13 protein-coding genes and 1 tRNA gene are annotated in these 13057 nt (G+C 30.8%); 1 reads left to right on the top strand and 13 read right to left on the bottom strand.

Annotation, left to right across the window (positions count from 1 at the left end):
* Positions 1–8: 8 nt before the first annotated feature.
* Positions 9–85, top strand: a tRNA-Arg gene (locus FBE93_RS03555).
* Positions 86–87: 2 nt separating this feature from the next.
* Here FBE93_RS03555 and FBE93_RS03550 read toward each other — a convergent pair.
* From FBE93_RS03550 to flgR, 13 genes are read right to left on the bottom strand one after another with little or no spacing between them, the layout of a single operon-like run.
* Positions 88–537 carry a hypothetical protein gene (locus FBE93_RS03550; protein WP_072225878.1) on the bottom strand — a complete coding sequence of 150 codons (450 nt, stop codon included), beginning with the start codon at positions 535–537 and terminating at the stop codon, positions 88–90.
* 15 nt (positions 538–552) lie between these two features.
* The gene (gene ccsA / locus FBE93_RS03545) at positions 553–3798 is read right to left on the bottom strand and encodes a cytochrome c biogenesis protein CcsA (protein WP_165434182.1); all 3246 of its coding nucleotides are present in this window, start codon (positions 3796–3798) and stop codon (positions 553–555) included.
* A gap of 17 nt (positions 3799–3815) precedes the next feature.
* Entirely contained in the window at positions 3816–4511 is a 696-nt protein-coding gene (locus FBE93_RS03540) for an ABC transporter ATP-binding protein (RefSeq protein ID WP_002932864.1), read from the bottom strand.
* Positions 4498–5268 carry an ABC transporter ATP-binding protein gene (locus FBE93_RS03535; protein WP_002893211.1) on the bottom strand — a complete coding sequence of 257 codons (771 nt, stop codon included), beginning with the start codon at positions 5266–5268 and terminating at the stop codon, positions 4498–4500. Before FBE93_RS03535 ends, FBE93_RS03540 begins: the two co-directional genes overlap by 14 nt.
* Positions 5265–6317, bottom strand: a complete 1053-nt coding sequence (locus FBE93_RS03530) for a branched-chain amino acid ABC transporter permease (RefSeq protein WP_002893210.1) — start codon at positions 6315–6317, stop codon at positions 5265–5267. The genes FBE93_RS03535 and FBE93_RS03530 overlap by 4 nt, the downstream gene beginning before the upstream one ends.
* A complete protein-coding gene (locus FBE93_RS03525) occupies positions 6317–7213 on the bottom strand; it encodes a branched-chain amino acid ABC transporter permease (protein WP_002852952.1) in 897 nt (298 codons plus the stop codon). The genes FBE93_RS03530 and FBE93_RS03525 overlap by 1 nt, the downstream gene beginning before the upstream one ends.
* Positions 7214–7231: 18 nt before the next feature.
* Entirely contained in the window at positions 7232–8341 is a 1110-nt protein-coding gene (locus tag FBE93_RS03520) for an ABC transporter substrate-binding protein (protein WP_002932863.1), read from the bottom strand.
* A 21-nt stretch (positions 8342–8362) separates the two neighbouring features.
* Positions 8363–9478, bottom strand: coding sequence for an ABC transporter substrate-binding protein (locus tag FBE93_RS03515; RefSeq protein ID WP_002932861.1), 1116 nt, complete (start codon positions 9476–9478; stop codon positions 8363–8365).
* 30 nt (positions 9479–9508) lie between these two features.
* A complete protein-coding gene (locus FBE93_RS03510) occupies positions 9509–9943 on the bottom strand; it encodes a cytochrome c (RefSeq protein ID WP_165434181.1) in 435 nt (144 codons plus the stop codon).
* An 8-nt stretch (positions 9944–9951) separates the two neighbouring features.
* Positions 9952–10143, bottom strand: coding sequence for a mini-MOMP protein (locus FBE93_RS03505; RefSeq protein ID WP_002853004.1), 192 nt, complete (start codon positions 10141–10143; stop codon positions 9952–9954).
* A 51-nt stretch (positions 10144–10194) separates the two neighbouring features.
* Positions 10195–10701 carry a YqhA family protein gene (locus FBE93_RS03500; RefSeq protein ID WP_002852919.1) on the bottom strand — a complete coding sequence of 169 codons (507 nt, stop codon included), beginning with the start codon at positions 10699–10701 and terminating at the stop codon, positions 10195–10197.
* 8 nt (positions 10702–10709) lie between these two features.
* Positions 10710–11741: an aspartate-semialdehyde dehydrogenase gene (locus FBE93_RS03495; protein WP_002932856.1), complete on the bottom strand. Its 1032-nt coding sequence runs from the start codon at positions 11739–11741 to the stop codon at positions 10710–10712.
* Positions 11741–13042, bottom strand: a complete 1302-nt coding sequence (flgR, locus tag FBE93_RS03490) for a fla regulon two-component system response regulator (RefSeq protein ID WP_002932854.1) — start codon at positions 13040–13042, stop codon at positions 11741–11743. The genes FBE93_RS03495 and flgR overlap by 1 nt, the downstream gene beginning before the upstream one ends.
* Positions 13043–13057 lie beyond the last annotated feature (15 nt).

Here is a 13057-nt window from a genome sequence, read left to right as displayed (position 1 = left end):
TTATTTTTGCGCTCATAGCTCAGCTGGATAGAGCATTTGATTGCGGTTCAAAAGGCCAGAGGTTCGAATCCTCTTGAGCGCACCATATTATTTATCTTCTTTAATTTTTCTTTTAGCTAATCCCATATGCTCGTAAGCATCAATTTCTTTTTTGTAAGATCCAGAAATTTTCTTAAGTTCTTTATTTAAGTAACTTACTGTTTGTGCACTTGCATTAATATTTGCAGCCAAAGCAGAAACAAATTCTAGTTTCTTTTTTGTTGCTTCATCTAATTCTTTAGAAGTTTTTGAACCAAGTTTATGTGTCTGCACATAAAGTTTGGCAAGTTCTTTTAATTCAACATCTGTTAGCTTAACATCGGAAGCAGCAATTATCATTTTATCTAAGTCTGTATCAAATTTTTTAGTCTTTTCAGCTACATGCTGCTTTTGGCTAGTTTTTTGCTTTTTAATTGTTTTTTTGCCATCACTTGTAATAAGATAAGCAATCATGCCTAAAAACAATAAAAGCGCTAAAGCAGCACAAAAAATAACCAAAAAAATATGGCTCATTTACAGTTTGCCTACAAAATTTCGCTTCCTTCTTGCAAAAAGAGCTAAAACCACCATCAACGCAAATCCCCAATAAACATAATTAGGAATTTGAGCCGCTTCGCCTGCAGCGTAAGAATGAAGTCCTGTTAAAAAGTAATTTACTCCAAAATAAGTCATAATAATAACCCAATAAGCAAACATACTCCATAAAGCAAACACAAATTGATTACAATATTTTGGAATCATTCTAAGATGCAAAATTGCTGCATAAACCAAAATGCTAACTAAAGCCCAAGTTTCCTTAGAATCCCAACTCCAATATCTCCCCCAACTTTCATTTGCCCAAATTGCACCTAAAAAATTTCCTACAGTAAGCAAACAAAGTCCAAAAATCATTGCCATTTCATTAATTCTTGTAGCCTCTGTAATATTTCTCAAAATATTAAGATTATATTTTCCATCTTTCTTAAGAAAACACATTAAGAACAGTGTAAAGATACCAAGTAAGGCACAAAGTCCTAAAAATCCATAACTAGCAGTAATAACAGATACATGAATACTAAGCCAATAAGAATTGAGCACAGGAACAAGATTTGTAATTTGCGGATTCATTTCGCTTAAATGTGCAACCATTAATACAACACCGGATAAAATAGAAGTTAATGACAAGGCTATAGGACTTTTTCTAGAGAAAAATATACCAGACAAAGACAATGCCCAAGCTATATACACCATACTTTCATAGCCATTACTCCACGGAGCATGACCTGATAAATAAGCACGAAGTCCAAGACCTACTGTATGAATTACAAAAGCTAAAACATTTAAAACATATACCACTTTAAATATAAAAGAGATTTTTAAATTCGGTACAACCATTTTAGAAAAAACAAGAATCAAAAGTAAAAAACCCGCAATTAAATATACAGGAGCGAGTTTAACGAAAATTTCAGCCTTATTAGAAAAAATTTCCATTTCAACCTTGGTTTTACTAGGCATGACTTTATATCCTATTTTTTCTTGATATTCTTTGATAAATTTCAAACCTTCATCAGCTCTAGTCCAATTACCATCTTTAAAAGCATTTTCCACGGCACTAAAATAATTCTGTATTAAAGCCAAAACAATATGCCCTTCATCCCCCTTAAGAGTAGTTACAGCAGAAAAAGGTGCAAGCCAAACATTATTTGGATTATTTTGAACAGGAATAAATTTAAATAATTCACCACTAAAAACTAAATTTACAACATTAGCTCTTTCATCTAGTTTTATAATTTCCTTATCAAAAACTCCTCTTGCATTTGGGTTTTTACGATTTGCATTTTCAACATATTTTTGAAGTTTATATCGGTTATTCTCATCAAAGAAATCTTTATAAGAAATATATTTAGCGCTAGGAATTTCTAAAATATTTGCAATAGCATCACGAACTGCTTGATTTTGTGGCATTAAAATAAAAGGTTCCATTTGCCATTTATCTACATCAACGAGCATGGAAAGCATAACAGCGTTAGAATTTTGACCCTTATAGCTATCACTTTGATGAATTTTTTCTAAAATTTCTCTTGATAGCGTATCAAAAGGCACCATTCTTCCATCTGCTGATTTTTGAACTATTAAAGTAGCAAGAGCTTTAGCATGATTAGTATTTACCACAGGTAAGGTCGAATTTAAATCTTGAGCAAAAGTCTTTTCAGAACCAAAAGATAGCAATAAAATAAAAATAATCACACTTGCATGTTTTAAAGTGTCTTTATTAATTAATCTTGCCAAAGTTCTAAATCTAGAATGTGGATTTAAAAAATTCATAAACATTCCAAGACAAAGCAAAAAATAACCTATATAAGTTGGTATTTTACCTGGATCTTTATTTACAGATAAAACAGTCCCTTTTTCATCTTGATCATAAGAACTTTGATAAAATCTATAGCCATCATAATCTAAAACATTATTCATAAAAATTCTATAATCAAAATTTTCATTATTATTTTTTACGGTAATTTCACTTGCATAAGAAGCTGGAGACATAGAACCTGGATAACGATCTAATACAAAATCTCTCAAATAAATATCAAAAGGCAATTGTTCATAAGAAAGCGCCCAAGAAATAAAGAATTTTTGACCCGCAAGTTCTATCATAATAGGTTTATTATATTCAAAAATATAAAATTCTTTACTTTCATTTTTATAGCTTAATTCTAATTTTAAAGCATTAGAGCCAGTTAATTCTAAGTTTTTATTCTCATTACTTAAGGTAAAATCTTTAAAATGCAATAATAAAGAATTTTTCCAATTTTGAGGCTCGCCAAAAGTAGAAATCAACATAGTTCTACCCACTTCTAACCAAGCAGATTTAAACCATAACCAAAAACTTTCATCTTGAGGTCTATTGGAACCTTCTAAAGCTTCTTGCGCATGCAAAGAAGCAGCTTTAACTACAAAACTAATATCATTGATTTCATAAAGCCTTCTTTCCTTAGCATTTGCCTTTTCTCCAATTTTAAGGTCTAAATTTTGTCCATCTAGCATACTTAGAAAATGTAAGTTTTCACTTGAACTTAAAGTTAAATTTTCGTCAATTTTTACAAAAGGTGCTTTAACATTATCATTCATAAAAGCAAAGTTAACCCCTTCTATATTCTTAACTTCACCTTTTTCAAATTTAACATCAACACCTTGAGATCCTTTTTGAGAAAGCATTAAAACCAATAAAGGATCAGAATTATTATTTTCTTTATAAGTATAATGAGCATTTAAGATTAAATCTTTATATTTTAATACAGCTTGATCATCACCTAAATTAAGTTTTAGTTTAAAAGAATTAGCAAAAGGCAAATTTCCTATATAACGATCATTAACCGCACTATAGCGTTCTCCATCTTTTATAGCAGAAATGCGCAAAGAAGTCTTAGAACTTTCTATAAGTGAATTTTGAGTATGCTCTCTAATAGGTAAAATACCTTCAAAACCAGCATATCTTGTCATTGCAGAACCCACTAAAATAAATAAAAAAGAAATATGAAAAATCATTAAAGGCAATTTTTTAAGCCCAAACATTTTATAACGAAACATCCCGCATAGTAAATTAATACCAAGTAAAAGTTGTATATATTCAAACCAAAAAGTATCATAAACCATTGCCCAAGCCGTAGGAGTTCCATAAGCACTTTCAATAAAAGTTGCCAAAGCACAAAAAAGCGCAAAAAGCAAAAACAATACAACCGAAACTCTTAAATCCCCTATGCTTTTTATTATATTTTTCATTCTTTTTCCTTTAAATTTTAAAGCCCTAAATATTTCTTTCTAATCTCATCATCACCTATTAAATTTTTAGCCTCGTTTTCCATTACAATGCGACCATTTTCCAAAACATAAGCATAATCACTTATTTTTAATGCAGAATAAGCATTTTGCTCTACCAAAAGAATAGTTATACCCTCTTCTTTTAAACGCACAATAATATCAAAAACTTCACCCACAATCTTTGGAGCAAGTCCCAAAGAAGGCTCATCCAACATCAAAAGTTTTGGTTCGCTCATTAAAGCCCTTGAAATCGCAAGCATTTGCGCTTCCCCTCCACTCAATGTTCCAGCTAAAGCATGCTTTTTACTTGCAAGTCTTGGAAAAAGTTTATACATTTGCTCTCTTAAATGCTCATAATTTTCAGCATTATTAAAAGTACCTATTTTTAAATTTTCCTCTACGCTTAAATTAATAAAAACACGCCTTCCTTCAGGAACTAAAGCTATACCTTTTTGAACTAAAGTATGAGTTAAATGCCTTTTAGTATCATAACCTAAGAAATTAACCTCACCAGTTCTTTTAACTGAGTTTAAAAGCGCATTTAAAGTTGAAGTTTTACCTGCTCCATTTGAACCTATAAGAGAAACAATATGGCCTGTTTCCACTTTAAAATCAATCCCTTTAACAGCTTCAATTAATCCATAATAAACATGCAAATCTTTAACTATTAGCATCAAAATCCCCTAAATACGCAGCAATTACTTCTTTATGATTTACAGCATCGCAAAGTTTACCTTCAAAAATTGTTTTTCCATAATCAAGTACCAATACGCGATCGCACAATTTATTTACAAATTTCATATCATGCTCTATAAGCAAAACGCTAATTTTATAATCTTTTCGTAATTTAAAAATGAGCTCAGCAAGTTCATCGCTCTCAGAGCTATTCATCCCAGCGGCTGGCTCATCAAGCAATAATAATCTTGGCTGAGTAGCCATTGCTCTTGCAATCTCAACTTTTCTTTGTTGTCCATAACTTAAGCTAGTAGCCTTTTCATTGGCAAATTCTGCAATACCAAGTTCTTCTAATATTGCATAAGCCTTCTCTTTAAATACTTGTTCTATTTTTCCAAAACGCCCTAAATGCAAAAAGGCTTCAAAAATATTATATTTCATTTGTTTATTAAAACCAATAAGAACATTTTCAAGCACATTCATGCTTGAAAAAAGCCTAATATTTTGAAATGTTCTAGCTATTCCTAAATGCACAATCTTATGAGGTTTTAAGTGGTCAATTCTTTCTCCTAGAAATTCAACCGAACCTGAACTAGGTTTATAGTTACCTGTTATAATATTAAAAAGAGTTGTTTTACCAGCCCCATTAGGTCCAATTAAAGCAAAAATTTCACCCTCATTGATTTTAAAAGAAGTTTCATTAATAGCCTTAACACTACCAAAACTTTTTGAAATTTGTTTTAATTCCAAAATCATTTTTCACTCCTTTTAAAACGCTTTTTAATCCCTCTAATCACATCACTCAACTCATAATAACCCATTATGCCTTTTCTTGCAAAAAGCATTACTAAAATCAGAACAATAGAAAAAACAACCATTCTAAGCCCTGGCGTTGATTGGATATCAAGATTTAAAGAATCTATTTTTATATTTAACTCATCTAAAAATCTAAGCCACTCGCTTCCACCAATAACCAATATCGCACCTATAATAGCACCTGTAGTAGAACCAAGTCCACCTAAAACAATAATAATCAAAAGCTGAAAAGTAAGTAAAAAATCAAATTGAGTTGGAGATACGGTAGTCAATAGACAAGCTAAAAGTCCGCCACCTACACCTTCTAAAAATGCTGAAGTGCTAAAAGCTAAAGTTTTTATCCAAAAAGTATTTATTCCCATAGCGCTTGCAGCATCTTCATCATCTCTTATAGCCTTCATTGCACGACCATATTTAGAATAAACTATATTTAAAATTAAAATAACCGCTACAATAGCAATACCACCTGTCCAATAGATCGTGGAAAATTGTGGAATATCTACCAGTCCTCTTGAGCCATTAGTAATAGAAGGAAAATTAATAGCAGCTATTTTAATAATTATTCCGAAGCCTAAAGTTACAATAGCCAAATAATCCCCTCTCACGCGAAATACAGCAAAAGCCAAAATCAGGGCAAGTAAAGATGAACAAATTCCAGCTACAATTAAAGCTAGAATAAAGGAATTTGAATGGATGGCTAAAATAAAAGAACTAGGACCATCTAAAAAAAACTGATCATTTTTCGCATCAGCACTCAAAAGAACTAAAGCAGCCGCATAAGCTCCAATCGCAACAAATCCATTGGGTTCTAGTGAAAATTGTCCAGTTACACCATTAATAAGGTTGTAACTCACAGCCAAAATAATAAAAATAGCAATTTGATTAACAATGTTTAATCCATAGTCCCCAAAAATATAAGGAGAAATGAAAATAAAAATAATTGAAGCAATTAAAAAGATTAAATGTGAAACCTTAATTTTAACCATCATTAAAACCTACTCTTTTCAAAATTTATACCTAAAATTCCCGTAGGCCTAAATAACAATATAAACACCAAAAAAATAAAAGCAAATGCATCTTTAAAGCCTGATAAATCTGGAAAAAAAGCCACAACAACAACTTCAGTAAATCCTATAATAAGTCCACCCAAAACTGCACCTACTACAGAACCTATACCTCCTAAAACTGCAGCAGCAAAAGCTTTTAAACCTATTAAAGTTCCCATAGTAGGTTCAACAGAGTAATAATTTGCAGCCCAAAAAACACCCCCAACTGCTGCCAAAGCTGAACCTAGGGCAAAAACTATAGCAATAATACGATTTGCATCTATACCCATTAAATTTACTGTTTGTATATCAAATGCCAAAGCACGAATAGCTATACCATATTTACTTTTATACAAAATCCATAACACTGCTATTAAAATAACAAATGTAAGAGCAGGAACCATTAAAGAACCATAAGTTGTTATCACTCCACCAAAATTAACACTTTCCTCAAAATAACTTGGCGGTGTAAAAGTTCTAGGTGTTGAAGTAAAAAGCATATTAAAAAGATTTTGCAAGAAAAAACTAATACCAATTGCTGTAATCAACAATGAAATTCTAGGAGCCTGTCTTAAAGGTTTATAGGCGATTCTATCTGTAGCTATTCCAACACAGGCAGCAAAAATCATTGCCAAAGATAAAGCTCCTAGAAAAGGAACATTTAGATTAGTCATGCAAAAAAGAGCTGCATAAGCACCAACCATCATAATATCGCCGTGAGCAAAATTAATAAGTCTTAACACGCCATAAACCATAGTATAGCCAACAGCAATAAGGGCATACATACTGCCCAAACTAAGTCCATTAACAAGTTGTTGTAAAAATAAAGTAGAATCCATAATCTTTCTATTTTTCCTTTAAGGATTGATAATATCTTTATAATTTTGCTTTTGATTTTTAATTTCTTTAACCACTACAGAACGAGTTGCATTTCCTGTTTGATCAATACTGATAACACCAGAAACACCTTGATAATTTTTAGTTTGGTGAATTTTTTCATTGACACACTTACTAGTAAGTTTTTCAACACAAGCATTCATAGCATTTAGCATTACAAAATACGCATCAGCACCCATAGCTGAAAAATTTGGAACTTCTTTTGTTCCTTTAGCTTTTTCATAAACACTGATAAATTCTTTGCTTAATTTTGTAGTTGGATTATTAGCATCAAAACTATCTGTGAAAATATAACCCTCGCTTGCATCTCCAGCTAAACTAATAAAAGTTTGATCAGCAACTCCATCTGCAGAACCCATAGGAATATTTAAACCTGCGAGTTTTGATTGTCTTGCAAATAAAGAAGCTTCACTATAATAAAGCGGTAAAAAAATAAATTCTGGATTTAAACTTTTAACTTGAGCTACAATAGCTCTAAAATCTTTATCACCTGAATTAACTCTTAAAATTCTAAGAATTTGACCACCATTAGACTTATACTGTTTTTCAAAAGCTTTTGCTAAACCTAAGGAATAGTCAGTGCTTTGATCTACTACAATAACAGCACTTTTGTAATTAAGTTTTGAAAAAACATATTTTGCTAAAGATGAACCTTGAAAACTATCCATAAAACATACTCGAGAAGAATATATTTTTTTATCAAGCAATCTATCACCAGTTGCAGCAGGAGCGATCAATGGAATTTTATTATCTTCTGCTACGCGCATAACTTGCAATGTATTAGCAGTAACCATTTCCCCTATAAGACCTATAACTTTATCTTGAGAAACTAAGCGATTTGCTCCACTCGAAGATTCTAATTTATCACCTTTAGTATCAATAATAGCAAGAGAAACCTTATCTCCATTACTTAAAGTTGATTGCATTGAATTTGCAAGTTTAATCCCTTCTAGTGCACTTTGTCCATATGCTGCAGTAGCTCCGCTAAGTGGTAAAACAACTCCTATTTTGACTTCCGCAGCACTTAAACTTAAACTTAGAATACTTGCTAAAATTAAACTTTTTTTCATTCTCTACCTTTATTTTAGTAATTATGGATTTATAATTGTTTTATAATTTTGTTTTTGATTTTGAATTTTTTTAATCACAACAGAACGAATAGCATTACCGCTTTCATCTATGCTAATCACACCACCAACAGCTTGAAAATCTTTAGTTTGATGAATTTTACTATTAATACATTCGCTGCTAAGATTATCAACGCAAGCATTCATAGCATTCAACATTACAAAATACGCATCAGCCCCCATAGCCGAAAATGCTGGAAGTTCTTTTGTTCCTTTAACTTTCTCATAAGCTGCAACAAAATCTTTTCCTAATTGTGTAGATGGATTGTTATAATCAAAACTATCAGTGAAAATTACTCCATTGACAGCACTTCCGCCAAGATCTATAAAAGTTTGATTATTAACACCATCTCCTGCTGCTAAAAGTTTATCAAAACCAATTTGTCTTGCTTGTCTCGCAATTAAAGCAGCTTCAGGATGATAAATAGGCATATAAACAAAATCAGGATTTAAACTCTTAAGTTGCGAAACCACAGCTCTAAAATCTTTATCTCCTGAATTAATAACAAGTTTTTTTATAATTTTCCCACCATTATTCTTAAAAGAATTTTCAAAAGCTCTTGCCAAACCTAAAGAATAAACATTGCTTTGATCTATGATGATAACAGCATTTTTAAGTCCTAAATCCTTAGATACATAAGTGGCAAATTTATCTCCTTGAAAACTATCTTTAAAACAAACTCTACTTGCATATTTCTTTTTATCTAGCAATTTATCTCCAGATGCCACTGGAGCTATTAGGGGAATTTTTTTCTCTTCTGCTATAGAAATAGCTTGAATGGTATTTGGAGTTGTAGCTTCACCAATAATCCCAAGGACTTTATCTGTTGCTATTAAACGATTAACTCCGTTTGAAGTTTCAAGCTTATCTCCTTTTGTATCTATTGTGATAAGTTTAATAACATCTCCATTTGAAAGTTTTGGCTGTAGCTTATTAGCCAGTTCAATTCCGTTAAAAACATCTTGCCCATAAGCTGCCACAGTTCCAGTTAAAGGTAAAACTACTCCTATATTAATATCCTTAGCATATAAGCAATTTACCATAGTTAAAACACTTAAAGTTAAAGTTAGTTTTTTCATAGCATTCCTTTTAATTATAGTTTTTACATTTTATTTTAGAAATATATTATGTTTTGTTTTTTGCGCAGGTTCTTCTTCAAGAAGATCTTTTACTTGCAAATCAAGCGCAAAATTTCCACCTTTAATATAAGCAATAATATTATCTATATCCTCGTGGCTTAAATTTCTAGTATAAAAAGCCATTTGAGAAGCTATTGTAGAACTACTACTATCAAGAGTATAACCTATCAAAGCTCCTTTAATATCCTCAGGAGACATATCTTTTAAAATTCTAGATCCTATAACACTCTTTTCAGCATTATCTCCATGGCAAGTATTGCATTTATTTTGAAAATACAAAGCCTTCGCTTTTTCCATATCATATTGCTTATTTGCATCAAAGGTATAAGTAAAAAATGATTTCAAATTAATACCAAAAAGCGCAACAACAAATATTGAACTAATAAACAACCATCGTATAATCATGATTTTCCTTATTTTATTGTAATTTCCGTTTGTGTTTTATTTTGATATCTATGTGTTTTTTTGTTGTATTTTTTTTCTTTTTTAATATCATAGCGATAACGAACAGTCCCTGAAACTTCTATATCTTTAAAGACTTCATCTAAAGGAGCTGCAAAAACAAAATGATTTAAAATCATACCAATTAAAAATATTTTTTTCATTTTTATTCTTTAAACACAAAAAACGATTATATCAAAAAAAGATAATCCTTGTTAATGACCACCTTTATGTAAAAAATAAAGTCCTACACAAAGAGCTAAAATCGATCCAGCAAGAAAAGCCATATCCACAGGAGTAGCAAATTTCATCTGCAAAACCCTTTGAAAGAAATTTACCACTAAGACCATAATGATAACTTTTGCAAGCTTGTCTTTTAATTGATCTAAGCTATGCACCTCTAAAACCTTGCTTTGTTTTGTTTGTTTAAATTCTTCTATTTCGCTGATAAAAAGCTCATAAACTCCAAAAGAAAAAATAAACAAAACTAAAGCCATAAGATAAAGATCAACAGCTCCTATAATTAAAGCCACCACATCCTCATGCAAATCCACATTAGAACCTGCATCAAAAAAATAATTATAAGTATAAAATATAACTTTTAAAACATCATAACTTGCAATAAAAAACAATACAAAAGCTCCAATTAAACCAAAAATTACGGGTAAAATTGTAACAATACGACTTCTAACAAGTAAAGATTCAAATATTTTCTCTAACATTTTTTTCCTTATTTATTTTTTAATTCTAACCATTTTTGCGCAATACGCACAGCGTTTGTTGCAGCACCTACACGAATTTGATCTGCCACACACCAAAGATGGAGTATTTTTTTATCATACACATCAGCACGAATTCTTCCTACATAAGTTTCATTAGTATCGCTAGTCATTAAAGGCATAGGGTATTTTTTATTTTTAGGATCATCTATGACAACAACACTTGGTGCTTTTTCTAAAATTTCTTTAGCTTTTTTTACATCTATTTCTTTTTCAAAATGCATAGTAATGGCTTCGCTATGACTTCTTAAAACAGGCACTCTTACACAAGTTGCTGAAACTTCTAAATTTTTATGTAAAATTTTTTGAGTTTCATTAACCATTTTAAGTTCTTCTTTGGTGTAATCATTATCCATAAAAACATCAATTTGTGGAATAAGATTAAGTGCCAAAGTATAAGGAAAAGTTTGAGATTTAAACTCATCAAGTTTAAAAGCAAAAAAACTTTGCATGGCTTCAACCAATTCTTGCATTCCTTCTTTTCCTGCTCCACTTGCAGCCTGATAGGTACTTACATCAACACGCTTTAAATTAAATGCATCATTTAAAGGTTTTAAAACTTGCACCATTTGTATGGTAGAACAATTTGGATTAGCAATAATCCCTGTTTTTTTCCAATCTTTAATATCCTCAGGATTGCATTCAGGAACCACCAAAGGAACATCTTTTTCCATTCTAAAATGACTTGTATTATCAATAACAACAGCACTCGATTCTACTGCAAATTTAGCATATTTTTCACTCACACTTCCACCTGCGCTAAAAAAAGCAATATCAATAGGATTTTCTTTAAATACATTTTCAGTAAGTTCTTTGACTTTATAAGCTTTGCCTTTAAATTCTACTTCACTACCTACACTTTTTACACTTGCTAAAGGTAAAATACTTTCCACTGGGAAATCAAGTTCATCTAAAACATTTAAAAGCTCTTCCCCAACCGCACCAGTAGCACCCACAATAGCTATTTTTTGTTTTTTTGACATTACTTATCCTTTATTTGATATTTTTTAATTTTTTCATTTAAAATTTTTATATCCATACCTAAAATTTGAGAAGCTTGATCCTTGTCATAATCTACACTTAAAAGAACTTCACAAATCAATTCTTTCTCTAAATTCTTTACATCTTTTTTTATACTTCTAGCTTCTAAGAACAAATCTTCACTTGAAATTTCATCATTTTCACTTAAAATACAAGCTCTTTGTACAACGGATATTAATTCTCTAATATTACCAGGAAAATCATATTCAAGTAAAGCATTTTTAGCTTCTTGGCTGAGCTGTTTTTCCTTAAAATCATATTCTTTACAAGTATCTTCTAAAACCTTTTGAGCTATACCTAAAATTTCTTCTTTACGCTCTCTTAAAGGCGGAATATTAATAGGAACAGTGTTTAAACGATAATATAAATCTGAACGAAATTCGCCATTTTTTATTTTTTCATCTAAATTTGCATTAGTTGCACTGATAATTCTTACATCTATTTTGATGTTTTTCGTACTTCCAAGTCGTGTGATTTCTTTTTCTTGCAAAGCTCTTAAAAGTTTGGCTTGAATTTCATAAGGCATTTCGCCAATTTCATCTAAAAACAAAGTACCCTCATTAGCCATTTCAAAAAGCCCTATTTTAGTTGCATTGGCATCAGTAAAAGCACCTTTTTCAAAACCAAAAAGCTCACTTTCAATCAAATTTGCAGGAATGGCTGCCATATTAATAGCAACAAAAGGCTTATTAGAGCGTTTAGAATGAGTGTGAATATAACGAGAAAATACCTCTTTTCCTACTCCACTCTCTCCAAAAAACATTACAGAGGCATCAGTTTTAGCCGCTTTTTGACTTAAATTTAATGTTTTTTCTAAATTAGGAGAAGTTGAAAAAAAATCTTTATTTTCTTCTTTTTTTTCATTTTTTTTGCTTTTTTTATCGGCTGTTTTTTCTCTTATGATTTTAGCACGCTTAATAGCCTCGACTAAAGTATCAACATCAAAAGGCTTGGTTAAAAAATCTTTTACTCCCAAACGAACCGCTTCTATAGCACGACTTAAAGTAGCATTTCCTGTCATAATAATAAAATCATATTTATTTTCACAGGCTTTAACAAATTCTATGCCATCAATTCCTGGCATATTAATATCTGTAATAATCAAATCTGTATTCTCATCTATTTTTTTTAAAGCTTCAGTAGCAGATTTATAAGATTTAATATTAAATTCTTCATACTCTGCTAATGCAATTTCTAAGGATTTGCGCATATTAATATCATCTTCTACTATGACTAAATTCATCCTAAGCCTTTTAAA

It is taken from the genome of Campylobacter sp. CFSAN093229 (assembly GCF_011068225.1).
In the GTDB taxonomy this organism is placed as follows: Bacteria; Campylobacterota; Campylobacteria; order Campylobacterales; family Campylobacteraceae; genus Campylobacter_D; species Campylobacter_D jejuni.
This window is presented reverse-complemented; position numbering and strand designations above follow the sequence as displayed.

What these genes read in the sequence shown, in the direction of transcription:
- ccsA (WP_165434182.1), bottom strand. Translation starts at nt 3,798, where the DNA reads ATGAAAAATATAATAAAAAGCATAGGGGATTTAAGAGTTTCGGTTGTA.
- FBE93_RS03520 (WP_002932863.1), bottom strand. Translation starts at nt 8,341, where the DNA reads ATGAAAAAAAGTTTAATTTTAGCAAGTATTCTAAGTTTAAGTTTAAGT.
- FBE93_RS03505 (WP_002853004.1), bottom strand. Translation starts at nt 10,143, where the DNA reads ATGAAAAAAATATTTTTAATTGGTATGATTTTAAATCATTTTGTTTTT.
- FBE93_RS03525 (WP_002852952.1), bottom strand. Translation starts at nt 7,213, where the DNA reads ATGGATTCTACTTTATTTTTACAACAACTTGTTAATGGACTTAGTTTG.
- FBE93_RS03495 (WP_002932856.1), bottom strand. Translation starts at nt 11,741, where the DNA reads ATGTCAAAAAAACAAAAAATAGCTATTGTGGGTGCTACTGGTGCGGTT.
- FBE93_RS03540 (WP_002932864.1), bottom strand. Translation starts at nt 4,511, where the DNA reads ATGCTAATAGTTAAAGATTTGCATGTTTATTATGGATTAATTGAAGCT.
- FBE93_RS03510 (WP_165434181.1), bottom strand. Translation starts at nt 9,943, where the DNA reads ATGATTATACGATGGTTGTTTATTAGTTCAATATTTGTTGTTGCGCTT.
- flgR (WP_002932854.1), bottom strand. Translation starts at nt 13,042, where the DNA reads ATGAATTTAGTCATAGTAGAAGATGATATTAATATGCGCAAATCCTTA.
- FBE93_RS03500 (WP_002852919.1), bottom strand. Translation starts at nt 10,701, where the DNA reads ATGTTAGAGAAAATATTTGAATCTTTACTTGTTAGAAGTCGTATTGTT.
- FBE93_RS03530 (WP_002893210.1), bottom strand. Translation starts at nt 6,317, where the DNA reads ATGATGGTTAAAATTAAGGTTTCACATTTAATCTTTTTAATTGCTTCA.
- FBE93_RS03535 (WP_002893211.1), bottom strand. Translation starts at nt 5,268, where the DNA reads ATGATTTTGGAATTAAAACAAATTTCAAAAAGTTTTGGTAGTGTTAAG.
- FBE93_RS03515 (WP_002932861.1), bottom strand. Translation starts at nt 9,478, where the DNA reads ATGAAAAAACTAACTTTAACTTTAAGTGTTTTAACTATGGTAAATTGC.